15 protein-coding genes are annotated in these 21064 nt (G+C 69.2%); 6 read left to right on the top strand and 9 right to left on the bottom strand.

The features are described from left to right. Positions 1-3: 3 nt before the first annotated feature. The 4 genes from IE97_RS0130320 to betA all read right to left on the bottom strand — a co-directional run bounded on the left by IE97_RS0130320 (position 4) and on the right by betA (position 6449). The gene (locus IE97_RS0130320; RefSeq protein WP_030247474.1) at positions 4-2013 is read right to left on the bottom strand and encodes an ABC transporter permease; all 2010 of its coding nucleotides are present in this window, start codon (positions 2011-2013) and stop codon (positions 4-6) included. Beyond that, entirely contained in the window at positions 2013-3101 is a 1089-nt protein-coding gene (locus tag IE97_RS0130315) for a quaternary amine ABC transporter ATP-binding protein (RefSeq protein WP_030247471.1), read from the bottom strand. The genes IE97_RS0130320 and IE97_RS0130315 overlap by 1 nt, the downstream gene beginning before the upstream one ends. A 19-nt stretch (positions 3102-3120) precedes the next feature. Continuing rightward, on the bottom strand, positions 3121-4590 hold the full coding sequence (locus IE97_RS0130310) for an aldehyde dehydrogenase family protein (protein ID WP_030247469.1): 1470 nt from the start codon (positions 4588-4590) through the stop codon (positions 3121-3123). 197 nt (positions 4591-4787) lie between these two features. Continuing rightward, on the bottom strand, positions 4788-6449 hold the full coding sequence (gene betA, locus IE97_RS0130305; protein ID WP_030247466.1) for a choline dehydrogenase: 1662 nt from the start codon (positions 6447-6449) through the stop codon (positions 4788-4790). Between the two features lie 207 nt (positions 6450-6656). Between betA and IE97_RS0130300 the strand changes: the two genes are divergently transcribed. Further along, positions 6657-7403, top strand: a complete 747-nt coding sequence (locus IE97_RS0130300; protein WP_030247464.1) for an IclR family transcriptional regulator — start codon at positions 6657-6659, stop codon at positions 7401-7403. A gap of 87 nt (positions 7404-7490) precedes the next feature. Here IE97_RS0130300 and IE97_RS0130295 read toward each other — a convergent pair whose 3' ends face one another. Together IE97_RS0130295 and IE97_RS0130290 are read right to left on the bottom strand one after the other, a co-directional pair. Next, on the bottom strand, positions 7491-8654 hold the full coding sequence (locus IE97_RS0130295) for an NAD(P)/FAD-dependent oxidoreductase (protein ID WP_030247461.1): 1164 nt from the start codon (positions 8652-8654) through the stop codon (positions 7491-7493). Continuing rightward, positions 8651-9013, bottom strand: coding sequence for a bifunctional 3-phenylpropionate/cinnamic acid dioxygenase ferredoxin subunit (locus IE97_RS0130290; protein ID WP_030247459.1), 363 nt, complete (start codon positions 9011-9013; stop codon positions 8651-8653). The genes IE97_RS0130295 and IE97_RS0130290 overlap by 4 nt, the downstream gene beginning before the upstream one ends. Positions 9014-9432: 419 nt before the next feature. Between IE97_RS0130290 and IE97_RS0130285 the strand changes: the two genes are divergently transcribed. Continuing rightward, positions 9433-10893: an aldehyde dehydrogenase family protein gene (locus tag IE97_RS0130285; protein WP_030247457.1), complete on the top strand. Its 1461-nt coding sequence runs from the start codon at positions 9433-9435 to the stop codon at positions 10891-10893. A gap of 302 nt (positions 10894-11195) precedes the next feature. Here the strand turns inward: IE97_RS0130285 and IE97_RS0130280 are convergent, their stop codons facing one another. Next, a complete protein-coding gene (locus IE97_RS0130280; RefSeq protein WP_030247455.1) occupies positions 11196-12365 on the bottom strand; it encodes an ROK family transcriptional regulator in 1170 nt (389 codons plus the stop codon). 314 nt (positions 12366-12679) lie between these two features. On the opposite strand from IE97_RS0130280, the gene IE97_RS0130275 reads away from it, so the two are divergent. From IE97_RS0130275 to IE97_RS0130260, 4 genes are all read left to right on the top strand, one after another. Next, positions 12680-14029 (top strand): aspartate aminotransferase family protein, encoded by a 1350-nt coding sequence (locus IE97_RS0130275; RefSeq protein WP_030247454.1) that lies wholly within the window; start codon positions 12680-12682, stop codon positions 14027-14029. A 22-nt stretch (positions 14030-14051) separates the two neighbouring features. Then, the gene (locus tag IE97_RS0130270) at positions 14052-15131 is read left to right on the top strand and encodes a phosphotransferase (protein WP_234331875.1); all 1080 of its coding nucleotides are present in this window, start codon (positions 14052-14054) and stop codon (positions 15129-15131) included. Positions 15132-15795: 664 nt separating this feature from the next. Beyond that, the gene (locus IE97_RS0130265; protein ID WP_030247450.1) at positions 15796-16893 is read left to right on the top strand and encodes an ABC transporter substrate-binding protein; all 1098 of its coding nucleotides are present in this window, start codon (positions 15796-15798) and stop codon (positions 16891-16893) included. Positions 16894-17056: 163 nt separating this feature from the next. Continuing rightward, positions 17057-19738: a SpoIIE family protein phosphatase gene (locus IE97_RS0130260; protein WP_030247447.1), complete on the top strand. Its 2682-nt coding sequence runs from the start codon at positions 17057-17059 to the stop codon at positions 19736-19738. A 52-nt stretch (positions 19739-19790) separates the two neighbouring features. On the opposite strand, the gene IE97_RS0130255 is transcribed toward IE97_RS0130260, so the two are convergent. Both IE97_RS0130255 and IE97_RS0130250 read right to left on the bottom strand, forming a co-directional pair. Next, positions 19791-20525 (bottom strand): SDR family NAD(P)-dependent oxidoreductase, encoded by a 735-nt coding sequence (locus IE97_RS0130255; RefSeq protein WP_030247445.1) that lies wholly within the window; start codon positions 20523-20525, stop codon positions 19791-19793. Between the two features lie 13 nt (positions 20526-20538). Next, the coding region (locus IE97_RS0130250; protein WP_030247443.1) for a lyase family protein at positions 20539-21064 on the bottom strand (526 nt) is incomplete at its 5' end.

Here is a 21064-nt window from a genome sequence, read left to right as displayed (position 1 = left end):
CCTTTATGCGCCGGCGCGGCGAGCCGCTGCCTGAGTGATCCGGTCGAACATGACTCCGAGCAGGACGATGGCGAGCCCGGCCGCCAGTCCCTTGCCGTACAGCTGGCCCTGCGAGAACCCGCCCACGACGTCGTAGCCGAGGGCCCCCGCGCCGACCAGGCCGCCCACGACGACCATGGACAGCACGTAGATCAGGCCCTGGTTGGTCGCGAGGGTCAGGGCGCCGCGCGACATCGGCAGCTGGACCTTGGTGATGAGCTGCCAGGTGCTGCACCCGGTGGACGTGGCCGCCTCGACGGTGGTCTCGGGCACGGCCCGCACCCCGTCGGCGATGATCTTGATGGCCACGGGCGCCGCGTAGACGATGGCGGCAACGATGGCCGTGAACCGTGTCGCGCCGAACAGCGCGAGGAACGGCACGAGGTAGACGAACGGCGGCATGACCTGGGCGGCGTCCAGGGACGGTCGGAGCAGCCGGTCGACGAGCGCGCTGCGCCCCATCCACACCCCGAGGACGACGCCGAGCAGCATCGCCAGCACGGTCGCCACCGCGGTGGAGGCCAGTGTCGTCATGGCGTCCGACCACACACCGGTGCCGACCAGCAGGCCCACGCACACGGCGGCGGTGGCCCCGGCGCGCCATCCGCCGAGCACCGTGCCGACCGCGACGAGGGCGGCGCCGACCAGCCACCACGGGGAGTCGGTGAGCAGGGTCTGGAAGGGGTTGAGCAGGCCGTTGGTGAGAACGTCGCGGAAGGCGTTGGTCAGGCCCGCCAGGTTGTCCTGTGCCCAGGTGGTCACGTCGGTCGTCGTCCTGGAGATGCTGCTGCCGACGCTGCCCTCGCCGGGGAACTCGGCCGCCCAGACATACGTGTGCGACAGGTAGACCAGCACCGCCGCCGCCACTCCCCCGGCCGCGAGCAGTTGCCGCCGCCACTTGAGGAAGGGACTGCCCGAGCCCCGGGCCGTCTCCGCCCGTCCGCTCGCCGCGGTGGTGACCCGGTCCAGCACGATGGCCATGACGACGATGGCCAGACCCGCGTTGAAGGCCGTGCCGACGTCCAGCGACTGCAGGGCCTGGACGACGGTCTTGCCGAGGCCGGGGGCATCGATCAGGGCCGCGATGGTCACCATGGCCAGGGCGGCCATGATGGTCTGGTTGACGCCCATCACCACGGTCCGTTTGGACATCGGCAGCAGGACCTTCAGCAGCGCCTGCCGCCGGGTCGCGCCCATCGAGTCCGCCGCCTCGACGGTGGTTTCGGGCACGGAGCGGATGGCGTGTGCGGTGATGCGGATCGCCGGTGGTGCCGCGTAGATCGCGGTGGCGATGGTGGCTGAGGCCGGACCGATCAGGAAGAACAGGGTCAGGGGCGCCAGGTAGACGAAGGTCGGCATGGTCTGCATGAAGTCCAGGAACGGGGTCACGATCCGGTTGAACCGGTCCGACAGCCCGGCCCACACCCCCAGGGGGAGGGCGAACAGCAGCGCCACGAGGACCGCGGAGAGGGTCAGCGCCAGCGTGTCCATGCTCTCCTGCCAGAGCCCTTGCAGGCCGAGGAAGATGAAGCCGGCCACGGCCAGCAGCGCGACCCGCCAGTTGCCGACGGCCCAGGAGACGTAGCCGGCGATGCCGACGACCCCCAGCCAGCCGATCTGCGGAACCGGGCGGCCCGGGGGCGGCTGCGAGATCAGCTCCTGGACGAAGGTCACCAGGGTGTCGATGACCAGGCGGATCTCGTTGAAGAAGTAGAGGAAGAGCGGGTTGGAGTTGCGGTTCGCGCCGATCGAGTCGTTGACGTCGTTGAACCACCGGTGCAGATCGGTCAGGTCCGCCGCCGCGAGGGACAGGGTCTGCTTGCCGCGCAGCACGGCGAAGAGCACCAGCCAGACCAGCAGGATCGCGGCCACGACCACGGAGCGGCTGACCGTGCGTGCACGGCGGGCGGGAGCGGGTGACTCCTCGGTCCCGGTTCTCTCCGGCTCCTCCGTTTTCCGCACGGCGACGGTCATCACGCCTCGCCTTCCTGCCCTGCGACCACCGCGAGGATCTCCTCGTCGCCGACGATGCCGAGCAGTTTGCCGTCCTCGACGACCTTGACCGGCTTCTCGGCCGCGAGCACCGCCCGGGTGGCCTCCTTCACGACGACGTCCGGGCCCAGCTCGGGACCGTCCAGGGCGTCGTCGGGTTCCGCCGGGCGCATGATCCACCGCAGGGTCAGCACGTCACCGCGGGGCACGTCCCTGACGAAGTCGCGTACGTAGTCGTCGGCGGGGGCACCGACGAGTTCGTCGCCGGTGCCGCACTGGACCATCCGTCCGTCGCGCATGATGAGGATGCGGTCGCCCAGCCGCAGCGCCTCGGACAGGTCGTGGGTGATGAACACCATCGTCTTGCCCACCTCGCGGTGCAGACGGACGACCTCGTTCTGCATGTCCCGGCGGATCAGCGGATCGAGCGCCGAGAACGGCTCGTCGAAAAGGAGCACGTCCGGGTCGCCGGCCAGCGCCCGGGCGAGGCCCACGCGTTGCTGCATGCCTCCGGAGAGCTGGTCGGGGTAGGAACTCTCGTACCCGGAGAGACCGACGAGTTCGACGACCTCCAGCGCACGTCTGGTGCGTTCGGCTCTGCTCATGCCGCGGATCTCGAGACCGAACGCCACGTTGTCGACGACCCGGCGGTGCGGCAGCAGCCCGAAGTGCTGGAAGACCATGGAGAACTTGCTGCGGCGCAGTTCGCGCAGGCGGCCCGCGTCGGCGTCGCGGATGTCCTCGCCCTCGAAGAGGATCTCGCCGGCGGTGGGTTCGATGAGCCGGGTCAGACAGCGCACCAGGGTGGACTTGCCCGAGCCGGACAGGCCCATGACGACGAACACCTCGCCGGGCGCGACCTCGAAGTTCACGTCGCGGACGGCGGCGGTGCAACCGGTGCGGTCCATCAGTTCGCGGCGGGTGAGCCCGCGCAGTTCCTCGGAGCGGGGCACCTGGTCCGCCTTCGGCCCGAACACCTTCCACAGCTCGCGCACGGAGATGACCGGGGTGGGTGCCCGGTCCTCGGGGGTGTCGCGCCGCCGCGGCGCCTCGGTCGTTGCTGGGGTCATGTTCGACCTCTTTCGGCGTTCAGCCGCGGAACCAGTGCTGCGGCCGGGGTTGGATGTTCTGCCAGATGTGTTTGGGCTCCCGGTACTCGTCCAGGCCGGTCGGTCCCAGCTCCCGGCCCACACCGGAGTGCCCGAACCCGCCCCATTCCGCCTGCGGTACATAGGGGTGGTAGTCGTTGATCCAGACCGTGCCGTGGCGCAGCCGGCGGGCGACTCGCTGGGCCTTGCCGGCGTCCTGCGTCCAGACGGCGCCGGCGAGTCCGTATTCGGTGTCGTTGGCGATGCGTACCGCGTCGTCCTCGTCGGTGAAGCGCTCCACGGTGAGCACCGGGCCGAAGGACTCCTCGTGCACCACGCGCATGGACTGGTCGCACTCGTCGAGCACGGTCGGCGGATAGAAATACCCGCCGGCCAGGGCCGGGTCGCTGGGGCGTTCCCCGCCGCAGCGCAGGACGGCGCCCTCGGCGAGACCCGCCTCGACATAGGCCTCGACTTTCGCCAGATGCTGTGCGGAGATCAGGGCTCCGGTGTCGGCCCGCGGATCGAAGGGGCCGCCGAGCCTGATGCGCCGTGCGCGGCGGACCACCTCGTCGACGAACCGGTCGTGCAGCGAGTCCTCGACGATCAGCCGGGCGCCGGCCGAGCAGACCTGTCCCGAATGCAGGAAGACGGCCGTGAGCGCGAAGTCCACGGCCGTCTCGAAGTCGGCGTCGGCGAAGACGACGTTGGGGTTCTTGCCGCCGAGTTCCAGTGCGACCTTCTTCACGGTCGCGGCGGCGGTGGCCATGATGCGTCTGCCGGTGTCCAGGCCGCCGGTGAAGGAGACCATGTCGACGGCGGGGTGCTCGGCGAGCGGTGCGCCGACCTCGGGTCCGGTTCCCAGGACGAGATTGCCGGCACCGTCCGGAAGCCCGGCTTCCGCCAGGGCCTTCAGCAGCAGGATCGAGGTGGACGGGGTGAGCTCGCTGGGCTTGAGGACGATCGTGTTGCCGGCGAGGAGTGCCGGGGCGACCTTCCAGCTCGCCTGGAGCAGCGGGTAGTTCCAGGGAGTTATCAGTCCGCACACGCCGATCGGTTCGTACACGACGCGGCTGACCGCGTCGTCCCGGCCGGTGTCGATCACCCGGCCGGCGTCGGTGCCGCCGAGCCCTCCGTAATAGCGGAAGCAGGAGACGACGTCGGCGATGTCGTAGCCACTCTCCACCAGGCGCTTGCCGGTGTCCAGTGATTCGGCACGGGCGAACGCGCCGGCGTCGCGTTCGAGGATGTCGGCGGTGCGCAGGAGGAGCGCGCCGCGCTCGCGCTCGGGGGTGCGCGGCCAGGGCCCTTCGTCGAAGGCCCGGCGGGCCGCGACGATGGCCGCCTCGGCGTCGGGGCGGGTGCCTTCCGACACCGTCACGGCGAGCGTGCCGTCGGCGGGACAGCGGATCTCCCGGTGGCCTCCGGCCACGGGATCCCGCCATTTTCCGTCCACGTACAGCTCTGCCACGTCGGGAGCCCTTCGAGCGCGTCACGTTGCGCATCGCGCACCGTATTTCTTGTGGTGGAACACTTTGGAGAAGGCGGGAACCCACGTCAAGGGGCTGTCCCATGACGTTTCGGCCAAGGAGGCAGCCGGGAGACCACGACGGCGGCAGGCCCGGAACCTCTCGTTTCCGGGTCGTCCGGTTCTCTGAAAACTGCAGGTTACGCCGGTGCGTCGCGGTACCGGTAGTAGGAGGCTGTGGACGGCGGCAGCGGATCCTTGCCGAGGATGAGGTCGGCCGCCTTCTCCGCGATCATCATCACCGGCGCGTAGATGTTGCCGTTGGTGATGTAGGGCATGACGGACGCGTCGACGACTCGCAGCCCCTCCACTCCGCGCACCCGCATACTGGCCGGGTCCACGACCGCCATCTCGTCGGTGCCCATCTTGCAGGTGCAGGAGGGATGCAGGGCGGTCTCGCCGTCCTTGGCGACCCAGTCGAGGATCTCCTCGTCGGTCTCGACGGACGGCCCGGGCGATATCTCCCCGGCGTTGTACGGGGCCATGGCGGGCTGGTTGAGCAGCTTGCGGGCGACTCTGACGGCCTCGACCCACTCACGGCGGTCCTGCTCGGTGGACAGATAGTTGAAGCGCAGCGCGGGGTGCTCCGCCGGGTCCTTGCTCTTGATCTTCACCGAGCCGATGGCGTCGGAGTACATGGGCCCGACGTGCACCTGGTAGCCGTGTCCCCCCGCGGGCACGGAGCCGTCGTAGCGGACCGCGACGGGCAGAAAGTGGAACATCAGGTTCGGGTAGTCCACCTCCTCGTTGCCGCGGACGAAACCGCCCGCCTCGAAGTGATTGGTCGCGGCGGGACCCGTACGGAAGAGCCATTGCAGGCCGATGAAGGGGGCGCGCCACTTCGCGAGATACGGCTGCATCGAGACGGGCTGCTCGCAGGCGTACTGGATGTAGACCTCCAGGTGGTCCTGGAGGTTCTCGCCGACACCTGGCAGATCGTGTACGACGTCGATGCCGAGCGCGCTCAGCTCCTCGGCGTTGCCGACACCGGAAAGCTGGAGCAATTGCGGGGAGTTGATCGCGCCTCCGCAGAGGATGATCTCGCGGGCACCTACCCGCTGGGGTCTCGCGCGGCCACGCCGGTACTCGACACCGACGGCGCGCTTGCCCTCGAAGAGGACGCGGGTGACCAGGGCGCGCGTGGTGACGGTGAGGTTGGGGCGCTTCCGCACGGGCTTGAGGTATGCCTTGGCGGCCGAGAGGCGGCGTCCGCGATGGACGTTGCGGTCGAACCGGGCGAAACCTTCCTGCCGATAGCCGTTCACGTCGTCGGTGGGGGCGTACCCCGCCTCCTCGGCGGCCTTGAGGAAGGCCTCGAAGAGCGGGCCGGCACCCGGGCCGCGTTCGAGCACCAGGGGCCCGTCATGGCCGCGGAACTCGTCGTCCGGGTCGGCGGCGAGGCAGTTCTCCATCCGCCGGAAGTACGGCAGGCAGTGCGCGTAGTCCCACGCCTCCATGCCCGGGTCGGCCGCCCAGCGCTCGTAGTCCATGGGGTTGCCGCGCTGGAAGATCATGCCGTTGATGCTGCTGGAGCCGCCCAGCACCTTGCCTCGCGCGTGGTAGACGCGCCGGCCGCCCATGTGGGGCTCGGGTTCGGACTCGTACTTCCAGTCGTAGAAGCGGCTGCCGATCGGGTAGGTCAGCGCCGCGGGCATGTGGATGAAGACGTCCCAGGGGTAGTCGGGTCTGCCCGCCTCCAGGACCAGCACCCGGTTGCCGGGGTCCGCGGAGAGCCGGTTGGCCAGTGCACTGCCGGCCGATCCACCACCGACGATGACGAAGTCGTACTGCAAGTGAGCCATGAGGCCTCGTCTCGCTCGCGCCGTAGAGAATGCGCGGCATGCTAGTACCGCCATCTCCATACGCACCAGGTTGCGGACGGCGCAACCTGGGTACGGCGGTGCCAAGCTCGTGACCTGCACGCTGTCGGCCATGTTTATCGCCCGTATAGTTGCGCTGTGAGCAACTACCACCCGGATACCGAAACGACAAGTGCGCCGGCCGGCGGGGTGCAGTCAGTCGACCGCGCCTGCACCGTGCTGGAGATCCTGGCCCGGCGCGGTGAGGCCGGCGTCAGTGAGGTGGCCACCGAGATCGACGTCCACAAGTCCACCGCGTTCCGGCTGCTCGGTGCCCTGGAGGTGCGCGGCCTGGTGGAACAGGCGGGCGAGCGCGGCAAGTACCGCCTCGGTTTCGGTATCGTCCGTCTCGCCGGCGCGGTCACCGGGCGCATCGACATCACCCAGCAGAGCCGCCCGGTCTGCGAGCGTCTCGCCGACGAGATCGGCGAGACCGTGAACCTCGCGGTGATGCAGGAGCAGTACGCCATCAACCTGTACCAGGTGCGTGGTCCGGGTGCCGTCACAGCGTTCAACTGGGTCGGACAGCTGACACCGCTGCACGCCACCTCCAGCGGCAAGATCCTGCTGGCCCACATGCCGCCGAAGGAACGTGCCGCGCTGCTGTCGAACGCCGGTCTGAAGAAGATGACGCCCCGCACACTGACCGCGAGGACGAAACTCGAGAAGAACCTCACCGAAGCTCTGGAGCGTGGCTACTCCTGGACGCTGGAGGAGTTCGAGGTGGGGCTGCACGCCATGGCCGCGCCGGTCCGCAACCGGGACGGAGAGGTCATCGCGGCGGTCAGCGCCTCCGGGCCCGCCTACCGGCTCACCGAGGACCGTATGCACGAACTCGCTCCGGTGCTGGTCAAGGGCGCGGACGAGATCAGCCACCGGATGGGCTACCTGGGCTGAGCCCGCCGCGCCGCCTTCGACGACGTGCGTGAGGTGCGGCGATCCTGGTCTCCGGTGTGACGCCGGGACATGCGGTCGAGGCCTCGTTCAGGACGCCTTTGCCGCGAGTTGCTTGCGCCAGCGTGTGAACAGTCGCGGCTGGTTCATTCCGAGTACGGCGACCGGGCGTCCGGCACGCCGGTAGACGGCCAGGACGTTGCGATCGTGCGCGGCACCTTCCTCGATCGTCACACTGTCGGCGCGCGTCGCGTTGCCGACGAACTGGATCTTCACGCCGTACTGGTCGGACCAGAAGTACGGCGGCCGGGGTAGGCGCGGTTCGGACTCACCCCAGGACAGCAGGGCCGCCACGGCCGCCTCGGGGCGCTCCAGGGCGCCGGTCCAGTGCTCGACGCGGCGATGGGTGCCCGCGCGCGGGTCGTACCAGGAGGCGCAGTCGCCGACCGCGACCACACCGGCCAGGCTGGTACGGCCGTCCGCACCGCACTTGACGCCGTCGTCGAGTTCGACGCCGGATCCCGCCAGCCACTCGACGCAGGGACGGGCCCCGACCCCGACGACGACGATGTCGGCCGGGACACTGCGGCCGTCCTCCATGAGGACGGCGTCGACGCGGGTCTCGCCGCTCAGTCCCTTGACGCCCGTTCCGCACAACAGGCGTACGCCGTGGTCCGCGTGGAGGGCGGAGACGATGCCGCCCATGGTCGCGCCGAGCGGTCCGGCCAGTGGCGTGGGCGCGGCTTCGACGATGGTCACGTCGAGACCGAGGGCGCAGGCGGTGGAGGCGACCTCGGCGCCGATGAAGCCGCCGCCGATCACGACCAGGCGTCCGCCCAGGGCCAGTTCGTCCCGCAGGGCTCGGGCGTCGTCCAGGGTGCGCAGGGTGTGCACACCGGCCAGTCCGTCCATGCCGGGCAGGATGCGGGCGGAAGCGCCGGTGGCGATGACGATGCCGTCGGCTCTCACCTCCCGGCCGTCGGCGAGCCGCACGGCGCGGGGGGCGCTGTCGAGTCCGGTGGCGCGGGCACCGAGCAGCCACTCCGCCCGCAGGTCCTCGTCGTCCGGCTCGAGTGCGAGCTCGGCTTCGCCGATGCGGCCGGCCAGGAACTCCTTGGACAGTGGTGGTCTGTCATAAGGACGGTGGACTTCGTCGCCGATGACGACAAGCCGTCCGTCGTACCCCTGTTTACGCAACGAGCGCGCCGCTGACAGTCCGGCCAGCGACGCGCCCACCACGGCCACTGTCCTCACGCCACGCCCCCGGCGAGCCGGGCGGCGACGCAAGGGGGCAGGTTCGGGGCTGCCGTGGACAGCCGGACGTAGATCATGCCGTCCTCGACGAAGACCTCGTGGGTGCGCACCGGGAGCTTGGCCGGCGGGGCGTCGACGGCTCCGGTCTTGAGGTTGAACTTCGAGGCGTGCAGCGGGCATTCGACCTCGCAGCCCTCCAGCCAGCCGTCGGCGAGCGAGGCGTCCTGGTGGGTGCAGGTGTCGTCGATGGCGAAGAGTTCGCCGTCGTCGGTGTGGAAGACCGAGACGGGCGGGTCGATGTCGAGCCTGTGGGCCTCGCCTCGGGGCAGATCCACGAGACGGCACGCGGGAATCATCATGACACCTCGGTGCGTATAGCGAAACGGATTGCGGTCAACGCAACGCCAGTCTGAGGGCGCCCGCAAACCCTTGTCAAGGAGTTCACGGGACGGCCGAGCGTCATGGTTTCGTTGCGCGATACAGAACTACCCGTGCCATAAGAAACGCAGGTCAGATGCAGCCATCCTCCGTCCCCTCTCACCCGGCGTGACGAAGGCCGTCCGCTGCGCAACACCGTCGGCAGACGACTGGGGCATCCGGTGAGCCGCCCGCGGGCGTGGGAAGAGGCCAGGGGCGTGTCACGGAGACCGGGAGCGCCCGGAGCCCGAGGTGCGCCGCACCTTCACTTGTCACGACACTGGACATCAAGAGGGACAGGTTGCGCGGACTGGTCCTCATGGCAGGGCGGCGGCACCGATCCGGGCGGAGGGCGGCATCCATGGCTGTCAACGGCGAGAGGTGGCCGGACCAGGCCGAGTGGGCCGGAAAGATCTACAGCTCGGGCTGGCACGAGTCCGAGGGCGGCACCCGTCAGGTGACCGAACCGGCCACTGGGGACGCGCTGGCCGACATCGGCATCGCCTCCCCCGCGGACGTCGCCCGGGCCGGCGCACGGGCCGCCCGGGCCGCCGGGGAGTGGGCCGCGGCAACTCCTTCCGATCGGATCGAGGTCTTGCTGCGCACGTCCGAGGCCCTTCGTGGACACAGCGACGCTTTCCGCGACTGGATCGTCCGCGAGTCGGCCGGCGTCCCCGCCAAGGGGGACTACGAGATCACCGCCGCACTCGCCCAACTGAGGCACGCCGTCGGGCTGGCGTCCCTGCCCCGGGGTGAGGTCCTGGCCCCTCAGACCCCGGGTGGAACGAGCGTGGCGTGGCGGGTGCCGCTCGGCGTCGTCGGTGTCATCAACCCCTGGAACGCGCCGCTGCTGTTCGCGATGCGCGCGCTGGCGCCCGCCCTCGCGCTGGGCAACGCCGTCCTGCTCAAGCCCGACCCGCTCACCCCGGTGTCCGGGGGTGTCCTCATCGCGCGGCTCTTCGAGGAGGCCGGACTGCCCGACGGAGTGCTGCACGTCCTGCCGGGCGGCGCGCAGACCGGGCAGGCGGTCGCGGCGGATCCCCACGTCGCCATGGTCGCGTTCACCGGCTCCACCGAGGCGGGACGCGCGGTGGCCCGTACGGCGAGTGAAGGGCTGAAGCGGGTCTCCCTGGAGCTCGGCGGCAAGAACTCGCTCGTCGTGCTCGAGGACGCGGACGTGGAGGCGGCCGCCCTGGCCGGGGCCGTGAGCACCTTCGGGTACCAGGGACAGGCGTGCGTCGCCGCCGGCCGCCACCTGGTCCATGCCGACCTGGTCGACGCGTACACCGCCGCGCTGGCAGGGCACGCGCGGGCCATGCTCGTCGGCGACCCCCGCGGGGAGGGCGTCAGCCTCGGCCCGGTCATCAGCGAGCGGCAGGCCACCAGGATCGAGCGCATCGTCGACGCGAGTGTGGCCGCCGGGGCGCGGGTGCTCACGGGCGGCCGACGCGACGGGCTCTTCTACCCGCCCACCGTTCTGGACCACGTCGACCGGGCCATGCCCGTGTTCATCGAGGAGATCTTCGGTCCGGTCGCCCCTGTCATGGCCTTCCACAGCGAGGCGGAGGCCGTCGAGATCGCCAACGACACCGCGTACGGCCTGACGGCCGCCGTGCACTCCGGTTCCGCGCCGAGGGCGGTCGCTGTCGCCGAGCGGCTGCGCACCGGCATGGTCCACATCAACGACGTCTGCGCCAAGGACGCCGCGAACGCCCCCTTCGGAGGCATGGGCGTCTCCGGCAACGGCTCCCGGATCGGCGGCACAGCCAGCCTGGAAGAGTTCACCCAGTGGCGCTGGATGACGGCACCGGGGCCGGAATGACGCAGCGAACCCTTCCTCGCGGCTTGAGAGGGACCGGCGGCAGCTCGGGGGCCGGCAGCGAGGCACCGTCGTACCCCTTCACCTCCCCGAATCGCCCTCACGGATGTCGCCGAGTGGATGGGGCACAAGACCATCGAAGTCACTTGCTGGTCGCGCAGGGTGGCGCCGCGCACGCTGGCGATTTTCACCTGTTGGCCTGCTGTGTCGTAGGGCGATTCGCCCACCCTAGGTCCGGTGGCACGGTTGACGACGCTGGACAGGGTGAGTGCGGTGACCGAGCATGGGTTGGTTTGGTGGCCGAGTCAGAAGGCTGGTGCGGATCGCTCTGTGGGTTGGCTCTGGCGACGCGCCCCAAGCACAGCGTCTCGTAGCCGGCCCTGAGCCATGGTCAGGCACGCGTACACCGCTCCTTCTGCCGTCGACAGGCCGATCACCTGCGCCATCGCCTTGATCTCTGGCACCGCCGGAAGGCTCTGGTCCAGTCGCCTGCGCACCTCGGGAAGCACTGCTTCGACAAGCGGGCGCAATCGACCCACGAAATAGACGGATTCAGGGTCCAGCATCACGGCGACGACGCTGACAGCAGTCGCGATTGCCGTGGTGAACGCTTCCAGCACCTCGGCGTGCGCCATCTCTTCGTGCGGTTCCAGCCAGAGGTCTTCGATGCGTTCCAGCTCGAGTCCGCGCCCACGAGCAAAGCGAAGAAGACCTCTTGCGCTCAGCAACTCATCGAGGATCTCATCGTCAACCCCGGAGGAGAGCACACCGATGTCCCCGAAGGCGGGCGTCCGCCCGCGGGCGAGCTCGTGATCTGTGCAGCTGGCGAAGTTCAGGCTGGTGCTGAGGCTGAAGAGCGCGGCGTTCCTGACGGTGGCGTCGTTGGTGAGGATCCCGAGCAAGGACGCATTGGCGTCACTGTCGAGGAGCACGGGAGCGTTGATCAGGTCTTCAATGGTTCGCTGAAGATCAGAGCCGGTGAAGATTTTCGTCGACTCCGCCGGGCCGAAGATCTCCTTGCCGTTCCGGACCCGGCCTGGCACCGCGGCGACGACCTGGCGCAGTGGTCCTTGTGCGGATTCGCTGGCCTTCGCAATCAAGCCGACCAGCCATTCGGCGCCGGCCCTGGCCTCGCCATGGTCCTCGGTCGGAACCGTCACGTGGTGGACCTCGCGGCCCCTCAGATCGGTCACGAGGACGCAGGTGGTCTGCGCGCCGAAGCTGATGCCCACGACGTGCCCGGTCGTGCCGGGCACGTCCAGATAGGTGGACCGGCGGCCGCGGCCGACAACCTCATCCACTCCGCCGTCGATGACGAAGCCATCCGCCCGAAGCTCCTCTACGGCTCGGGACACCGTGGCCTTGCTCAAGCCCGTGAGCTCGATGAGCTCGTTCCGCGTCAAGGGCGCCCGGGTCAGGACTACATCAAGGACCGAGGCCTTGTTGTAGTCGCGCGATGTGGGGTTGCTGGTCACCTCATGACCATAGCGAGCCCGATACGCCGGGTGAGCCGGGCCCGGTTTGGCCGCGACGATCAACGGCCATGCCGCTTGTGGACGACCCCAACGACCTTGACAGCTGGACCCACTGCGCTCACAGAGCGACTTGACGGCATGCCGCCGAGCTGACGGTCCCGGTCAGTGCCTTGACGCCGGCGCGTCGGACCGCCTGAGCCGCAGGAACTCGGGGTGCTTATTGTTTCAGGTTGGAACTGGAACCAAAAATGGGTAGGGTCTCATCCACAGCAGCGAGCAACTCCGACGGAACCAGGCCGAAAGGTGTGCCCACGATGACTTCGACGCTGAGTCGAGCCCTCGCCCACTACCCCAACCGGTTCGATCCGGGCGGCCTGAGCGAGCTCCCCGAACACCTCCAGGAGACCATCCGACGCCGCGACAAGGTGCTCGGTCCTGGTTACACGCTCATCTACAAGGAGCCGGTCGAGTTCGTCTCCGGTCACGGAGCCCACCTGATCGACCGCGACGGCTACGACTACCTCGACGCGTACAACAACGTTCCGTGCGTCGGGCACGCCCACCCGCACGTGGCCGAGGCCGTCTCCCGCCAGATGACCGCAGTCAACACCAACACCCGCTACGTCCAGGAGTCGCTGGTCGACTATGCGGAGCGGCTTCTCGCGACCTTCCCCGAGGAACTGTCGAAGCTGAGTCTCGCGTGCAGCGGGTCGGAGGCCAACGACCTCGCGGTGCGGGTGGCGAGGTTCCACACCGGCGGTGAGGGCATCATCGTGACCCGCTGGGCCTACCACGGCCTCACTCGTGAGGTGGCGAGCTTCTCGCCGACTCTGGGCACAGGATCACCACTGGGACCGAACGTCCGGCTCATCGATCCTCCTGACCCGCGCCTCGTCGCGCCCGGATCCACGCTCGCCGAGCACATGCGCAACCAGGTGCGCGGCGCGATCGACGACCTCGAGCGCCACGGTTACCGGCTCGCGGCGCTGATCACCGACTGCGCCTACTCCAGCGATGGAATCTTCACGGACCCGGTCGGCTACATGAGGGCCGTCGTGGAGGAGGTGCACGCGGCCGGCGGTGTCTACATCGCGGACGAGGTGCAGTCGGGATTCGCCCGGCTCGGGGAGTCGATGTGGGGCTTCACCCGCCACGCCGTGCTGCCGGACATCGTCACCATGGGTAAGCCGATGGGCAACGGATTGCCGATCTCCGGTGTGGTTTTCCGACCCGAGGTCTGCGAGGAGTTCGGACAGAACGTTCGCTACTTCAACACCTTTGCCGGCAGCTCGATCCCTGTGGCCGCCGGCGCCGCAGTCCTGGATGTCTTCGAGAACGAGAACGTGCAGCAGTGCGCTCTCGAGAACGGTACGAATCTTCGCGCAGGGCTCCAGGAGATCACGAAGGATTCCCCTTACGTGGCTGAGGTACGCGGCAGCGGTCTCTACGTCGGTGTGGAGCTCGTCAAGGACCGGGAGACGCTCGAGCCCGACCGCTCACGCACCGAAGACGTCATCAACGACATGCGCGACCGTCGGATCCTCATCAGCGGCACGGGCAAAGCGGCGAACGTTCTGAAGATCCGTCCCCCGCTGGCCTTCACCTCCGCCGATGTGACCCGATTCCTGGAGACCTTCTCCGAGATCGCGAAGGACCGTCTGTAGCAGGCTGGCCAAGGAACTGACCATGAACAACTCACCGGCAATGAGAATCGCTCAACGGCTCTTCGAGGAGAGCGGCCTGGCATCGTCTCACGAGCCCATCGACGTCATGCTGGTGAGCGCCCTCCTTGAGAGGCGTTACCACGTCGGCGGACGCCTCGATCGACTGGCGACGGAGAAGGACGACACGTTCAGGCTCAGGACCGACTCGAACGACTACCTCGTGAAGGTTTCACCCCCTGACGAGGCAGAGATGGTTGTCGCTCTGCAGACCGCCGTGATGCGCTTTCTCCAAGGCGCCGCTCCGGAATTGCCGGTCCAGCGGGTGAAGCCGACCGTAGGCGGAGACGACCGTGTGGCCATCAAAACGAACGACGGCAGGACTCGAGTCCTGCGGGTGTTCGACTTCGTCGAAGGTCCGGTCCTGGCACGAACGAATCCAACCGCGGAACAGCTCGCCCAGGTGGGCGAGATGCTGGGACGAGTCGACGTGGCGCTGAAAGGATTTGAACACCCTGCGGACCGACGAGGGCTGGTATGGGACCTGCGGCATTTCCACCAGCTGACCGGACTTGTCGAGCACACGCCGAGTACCGAGCACCGTCAGTTGGCTCAGGAGGTCTTCCGGCTTTTCGACAGAGCCATCGTCCCGAGGCTGAATGATCTCGAAACGCAAGTGATCCACGGCGACTACAGCCCTTACAACGTTGTGGTGGATCCGCAAAGCGACGACTTCGTCACCGGCGTCATCGACTTCGGTGACACCATGCGCAGTGCCGTGATCTTCGACCCTGCTGTCTCCCTGGCGAACCTGCTCGGCCGGGCACCGGATCACCCCTGGCGGGATGCCTGCGCCTTCGTCGCCGGCTACGAACGGGCACGCCCCATCGAGGACTGGGAACTTCCGCTGCTGCCGATTGCCGCGCTGGCACGACTCACGCTGCGCGCGCTGATCACGAACTGGCGCGCTGAGCGCGTACCGGAACGGCGCGACTACCTCCTCGGCCACGCCAAGGACGACTGGACCAACGTCGGGCGGGCCATGGCCGCACCCCTGGGCGACGTCATTGCGCAGCTCCGGGAAGGCCGTCATGACCTCGCCTGAACGAGGAGCGACCCCCCGGTCGTGCGCAAGCTCAACGGCGCCCGGCCCGAACAGGGCGTACTGACGTCGAGCCCCTGCACACCCATTGTCTCAACAGCATCCTTGACGGAGAGGCCGGTACTGAAAGCAGTACGCGTGGGTGGTTCGGTCGGATTCGCGATGGACCGCATCCCGCACCGGCGGGCAGACAGTCGACGGTGTGTACTGCTCCATGAGGCACGGGGACCATGGGGCGCAGATGGCCACCCACAGGGGACGCGTCATGGCCGAAGTGCCATCCGGCACCCGTCCTCAGCACGGCCGGCGACCGGCCATGGGGCTTCCCGGTGAGGGTGACGTCGCTGAGTACGCGGGGCTTGATCTCGGCGGCGCCCGCGTGGTCGAGCGCGTTGACGACGGCCGTGGCCTTGCGCAGCTCGAAGGTCCAGGTGGTCAGGACTTCGCCGGCGCGGGCGCGGCGGCGCCGTCCGCCGACCTCCTGTCGCCGCGGTGTAGTGCCAGGTCATGGCGTCAGTGACCGCATGGCCCTACCATGGCGTGACCCGGCTCACCGTCGCCCCGGCTGACCCATGGTCCGGCGTCCGCCCAAGCGACGAGCGTCGGCGGCGTCCCGCGAACAGCCCGCGTCGACGGGCCTCGCACCCGGCTTCGCAGGAGGCATACGGTGATGGACGTCAGAATCGACCGCAGAGCGTTCCTACGCGGGATCGGCTCCGTCGCGGCAGGCGCCGCCGCCACGTCGTTCACCGCATGTGGAGGCCGTGCCGACCGGAAGACCAACGACGCCGGGAGCAGCAAGACCCTCGTCGTCCGTGACATCGGCGGCGCCTACGGTGCAGCGAACCGCACGGCGGTCTACGAGCCGTTCAGCAAAGAGACCGGCATCCAGGTCAGCGTGGTCAACATCCCCTTCTACGCGCAGATCCTTGCGCAGATCAAGGAAGGTCGCCCGCAGTTCGACGTCATGGACATCGACATGAGCGCATTGGCACGCTTCGCGGTGGACGAGGCCACGCAGGAGCTCGACTATGACCGGCTGAAGAGCACGAGGAACGCCGGCATCGCCGAGTCGCTGCTCACCTCGTACGGCGTCGGCAAGAACTACTGGGCCAGCGTCATGGCGTTCCGTACCGACGCCTTCGGCGGGAAGACGCCGCAGTCCTGGGCGGACTTCTGGGACACCGGTGCGTTCCCGGGCAGCCGGGCCCTGCAGGACCCGGACGCGGGCCCACCGGAGCTGGAGTTCGTCCTTCTCGCTGACGGTGTGGCCCACGACAGGCTCTATCCCCTCGACATCGACCGCGCCTTCCGAGTGCTCGACGGGATCAAGAGCGCCGTGCGCGAGTTCTGGATCGACGGCGCTACGCCGGGGCTGCTGCTGCAACGCAGACAGGTCGTGGCCTCCAGTGTCTGGCACGGCCGCCCCAACCAGCTCATCAAGCAGGGCGCACCGCTCGCCTATCAGTGGAACGGCGCCCGTCGGCAGAGCAGCGGCTTCGGCATCCCCATCGGCGCCCGGAATGTCGACGCCGCCTACAGGCTCATCGACTTCGCCCTGCGGCCCGAGGTGCAGGCCGGTCTCGCCGAGGCCTACCCCATGGGCCCGGTCGTGCCCGCTGCCTACAAGTACCTTTCCAGGGCCGCCGCGGACCTGGCCAGCTCCCCGGAGCACCTGTACACCGGCTTCGACCTGGACGTCGACTGGTGGGTGGAGAACAAGGACGCCGTGACCAAGCGCTGGCAGGAATGGGTGCGGTCCTGAGACGACACGGAAGGGGGCCGGGGTCTGGCCGGTCCTGCCCTCTCCGCCACCGACTCCTGCCGGGCGACGTGAGGGACATCCCGTGAATTGGACCAGCATCTTCGCTCGGCACGAGCGGCCCCGAAAGCCCTCTGCCCGGCCGCCCGGAACCCGTGTGCGTTCCGTGCTGAACGCGCGCAGCGTCGCAGGTCAGGTGTTCCTTTGGCAGCTGGTTCTGGTGATCCTGTTCGCCGCTGCCGCGGGGGTGGCGCTCGTCCTGCAAGCCCGGCAGTCGAGCACGCAGGAGGCCCGCCGGCTCTCGTTGGGAGTCGCCCAGACCTTCGCGCGTGCCCCGGGCACGGTGGACGCCATGAAGTCCGCCGATCCGACGGCCGTGCTGCAACCCCGCGCGGAGGACACGCGCAAGCTGACGGGCGTCGACTTCGTCGTGGCGATCGATCCACGGGGCTACCGCTGGACCCACCCGGACCCGAAGCTGATCGGGGAGCACGTCTTCGCGCTCCGCAAGGAGGCTGCCGCCGGCCGGCCCTTCACCCAGGACTTCGAAGGCAGCCTGGGCCTCGCCGTGGAATCGACGGTCCCCGTCTTCGACACCGGAGGACAGAGGATCGTCGGCCTGGTGTCGGTTGGGGTCACGGTCAAGAACGTGAATGCCGTGGTGCAGCGCCAGATGCCGCTCCTGCTCGGTTCCGTCGGCGGCGCGCTGGCGCTGGTCACGGGCGGTACGGCACTGGTGTCACGGCGGTTGCGCCGGCAGACGCACGGCCTGGGTCCGTCCGAGATGACCCGGATGTACGAGCACCACGACGCGGTGCTGCACGCGGTACGGGAGGGCGTACTGATCATCGGCGGTGACGGACGGCTGCTGCTGGCCAACGACGAGGCACGGCGACTGCTGAATCTGCCCACGGACGCCGAGCAACGCCACGTCACCGAGCTGGGTCTGGAAACGGGCACCACCGAACTGCTGCTCTCGGGCCGGACGGCCACCGACGAGGTCCACCTGGCCGGCGACCACCTGCTGGCGGTCAACATCCGTCCCGTCGACCAGCACGGCGGAAAGCGGGGCAGTGTGGCCACGCTGCGCGACACCACGGAGTTGCAGGCACTGACGGGCCGGGCGGCCGTGGCCAGAGAGCGGCTGCGCCTGCTGTACGAGGCAGGCGTGCGGATCGGCACCACGCTGGATGTGGTGCGCACCGCCGAGGAACTGGCCGAGGTGGCAGCCCCCCGCTTCGCCGACATCGCCACGGTCGACCTGCAGGATCCGGTCCTGGAGGGGGACGAGCCCGTCGGGCAGAGCGCCGAACTGCGCCGCACGGCGGTTCACGGCGTGGGCGGGGCCTGGCCCTTCTTCCCTGTGGGGGAACTCATCCGCTTCGTTCCGAGCAGCCCCGTGGCCGTCGGCGTCGAGCACGGCCACGCCGTCCTCGAGGCCGACCTGACCGCTTCCCACGGCTGGCGGGCCCAGGACCCGGAACGCGCCCGGCGCATCCTGGAGCGCGGCCTCCACTCCCTGATCACCGTGCCGCTCCAGGCTCGCGGCGTCGTACTGGGTGTGGTCAACTTCTGGCGTGCGGAGCAGGACGCCTTCGAGGAAGAGGACCTGGCCTTCGCCGAGGAGCTGGCCGCCCGGGCCGCGATGGCCATCGACAACGCCCGCCGGTACACCCGCGAGCATGCCCTGGCCGCGACCCTGCAGCGCAGCCTGTTGCCCCGCTCCCTGCCCGACCAGTCCGCCGTCGAGGTCGCCCACCGCTATCTGCCCGCCCGGGCAGGCGTCGGCGGCGACTGGTTCGATGTCATCCCGCTGCCCGGGGCCCGGGTCGCACTGGTGGTGGGCGACGTGGTCGGCCACGGCCTGCACGCCGCGGCCACCATGGGCCGACTGCGCACCGCGGTGCGCACCCTCTCGTCCCTCGATCTCTCCCCGGACGAGCTGATCAGACACCTGGACGAGCTGGTCGCCCGGGTCGACAGCGAGGGGGACGACAGCCAGGGAATCACAGGGGCGACTTGCCTCTACGCCATCTACGACCCGGTGGCCGGCCTGTGCTCGCTGGCCAGGTCCGGGCATCCGGGACCGGCTCTGGTACACCCGGACGGCACGGTCGAGCAGTTGCAGGTGCCGGTCTCCCCGCCGCTGGGACTGGGCGGCGGTCTTCCTTTCGAGAGCGCCGAGTTCACCCTGTCCGAGGGCTCCCGGTTGGTCCTGTACACCGACGGTCTCGTCGAGGACCGGAACCGGGACATCGACACCGGCATCGCGCTGCTGCACGACGCCCTGGCAGGCCCCGGCCGGACCCCGGAGGAAACCTGTCAGGCCGTCCTCGACGCACTTCTGCCGGCCCGCCCGAGCGACGACATCGCCCTGCTCGTCGCGCGGTCCCGCCTGCTCGATCCCTCCCAGGTCGCCGATTGGGACGTGCCCGGCGATCCTGCCGCGGTCGCCGGAATCCGTGCCGAGGTCGCCCGCCGTCTGGAGGAGTGGGGTCTGGAGGAGCTCGCCTTCTCCACCGAACTGGTGATCAGCGAGTTGGTCACCAACGCCATCCGCTACGGCAGCTTCCCGAGGCGGCTGCGGATACTGCGCGACGGCACCAGCCTGATCTGTGAGGTCGCCGACGGCAGCAGCACCTCACCGCACCTGCGCCGGGCAGCCGACACCGACGAAGGCGGGCGGGGATTGTTCCTCGTGGCCCAGTTCACGCAGCGGTGGGGTACCCGCTACCTGGCCCGCGGCAAGGTGATCTGGACCGAGCAGTCGCTCCACAGCACGACGGCCGAACCCGACGCGGACATGGCCGACGCCCTGCTGAACCAATGGGACGACGCGGACTGGTAACGGCCGTGCCGCGCGTCGGGTACGCGCTTGACCGGCGCCCGTACCGCGGGGCTCAGAACGCCGTGTAGCCCCCGTCCACGGGAAGGACGGCACCGGTGATGTAGGACGACTCCGGGCAGGCGAGGAAGAGAACCGCGTCGGCGACCTCCTCGGGTGTGGCGAGCCGGCGGAGCGGTATGGAGTCCTCTCTCATCCGCCGGTAGGCGTGGGGGTCGGGGCGCCGCTGGAACGAGGCCTCGATGATCGGCGTCGCGGTCAGACCGGGCGCGACCACGTTGACGCGGATGTTGCGGCACGCCCATTCGATGGCAGCGCCGCGGGCAAGGGCGATGAGGCCGCCCTTGGCGGCGGAGTACATGGTCTGGTTCGGCATGCCGACCATGCCGAGGCGAGAGCTGACGCACACCATCGACGCTCCCGGCTCGGGCGCGAGCGGCATCAGGTGCTTCATCACCAGGAACGAGCTCAGAAGGTTGCTGTGGAGCACGTCGCGCGCTTCGTCGTACGTCATGTCCGTGAGCGGGCCGGACGCCTGGAGCCCATGGCAGAGGACGACCACTCCGACTTGCCCGAGGCGGTCCGCCGCCCGGGCGGCCAGCTCGGAGACGAAGTTCTCGTCGTTCAGGTCCCCCGCCAGGTAGAGATCGCCCGGATGGGCTTCGGGCAGCTCGGGCCGCCGCCCGGTGAGCAGGAGGTCGGCTCCCTCGCGACGGAAGTGGGAGGCGACCGCCTGTCCGATCCCGCTCGACGCTCCGGTGATCACGGCATTGACATTCTGGAGTCTCATGTTCGTTCCCTTGTCAGGCCAGCACCTGGCCTCTGCCCGCCACAGCTTCGGGCCGCAGCAGTCCGGCGAGGGTCTCGGCGGGCAACAGGCCCTTCTCCAGGACGAGTTCGGCCACGCCCCGGCCGGTGGCGAGAGCCTCCTTGGCGATGCCGGTGGCCGCCGTGTAGCCGATGTAAGGGTTCAGCGCGGTCACCAGGCCGATGGAGTTCTCCACCGCCGAGCGGAGTTCGTCCTCGTTGGCGGTGATGCCGTCCACACACCGCTCGGCGAGGGTGAGGCAGGCGGCGCGGAGGTGGGTGAGGGACTCCGACAGGCTGTGCAGGATGATCGGCTCGAAGGCGTTGAGCTGGAGCTGTCCGGCCTCGGCGGCCATGGTTATGGTGACGTCGTTGCCGATCACCTCGAAGGCGACCTGGTTGACGACCTCCGGGATCACCGGATTGACCTTGCCGGGCATGATGGACGAACCGGCCTGCACCGGCGGGAGGTTGATCTCGCCGAGCCCGGCCCGCGGACCGGAGGAGAGCAGCCGCAGGTCG

Origin of the sequence: Streptomyces sp. NRRL S-455 (assembly GCF_000717875.1) — a bacterium.
Classification (GTDB): domain Bacteria; phylum Actinomycetota; class Actinomycetes; order Streptomycetales; family Streptomycetaceae; genus Streptomyces.
The sequence above is the reverse complement of the archived record's forward strand: the minus strand, read 5'-3'. Positions and strand labels throughout refer to the sequence as shown.

What these genes read in the sequence shown, in the direction of transcription:
- IE97_RS0130255 (WP_030247445.1), bottom strand. Translation starts at nt 20,525, where the DNA reads ATGAGACTCCAGAATGTCAATGCCGTGATCACCGGAGCGTCGAGCGGG.
- IE97_RS0130315 (WP_030247471.1), bottom strand. Translation starts at nt 3,101, where the DNA reads ATGACCCCAGCAACGACCGAGGCGCCGCGGCGGCGCGACACCCCCGAG.
- IE97_RS0130285 (WP_030247457.1), top strand. Translation starts at nt 9,433, where the DNA reads ATGGCTGTCAACGGCGAGAGGTGGCCGGACCAGGCCGAGTGGGCCGGA.
- IE97_RS0130320 (WP_030247474.1), bottom strand. Translation starts at nt 2,013, where the DNA reads ATGACCGTCGCCGTGCGGAAAACGGAGGAGCCGGAGAGAACCGGGACC.
- IE97_RS0130270 (WP_234331875.1), top strand. Translation starts at nt 14,052, where the DNA reads ATGAACAACTCACCGGCAATGAGAATCGCTCAACGGCTCTTCGAGGAG.
- betA (WP_030247466.1), bottom strand. Translation starts at nt 6,449, where the DNA reads ATGGCTCACTTGCAGTACGACTTCGTCATCGTCGGTGGTGGATCGGCC.
- IE97_RS0130290 (WP_030247459.1), bottom strand. Translation starts at nt 9,013, where the DNA reads ATGATGATTCCCGCGTGCCGTCTCGTGGATCTGCCCCGAGGCGAGGCC.
- IE97_RS0130275 (WP_030247454.1), top strand. Translation starts at nt 12,680, where the DNA reads ATGACTTCGACGCTGAGTCGAGCCCTCGCCCACTACCCCAACCGGTTC.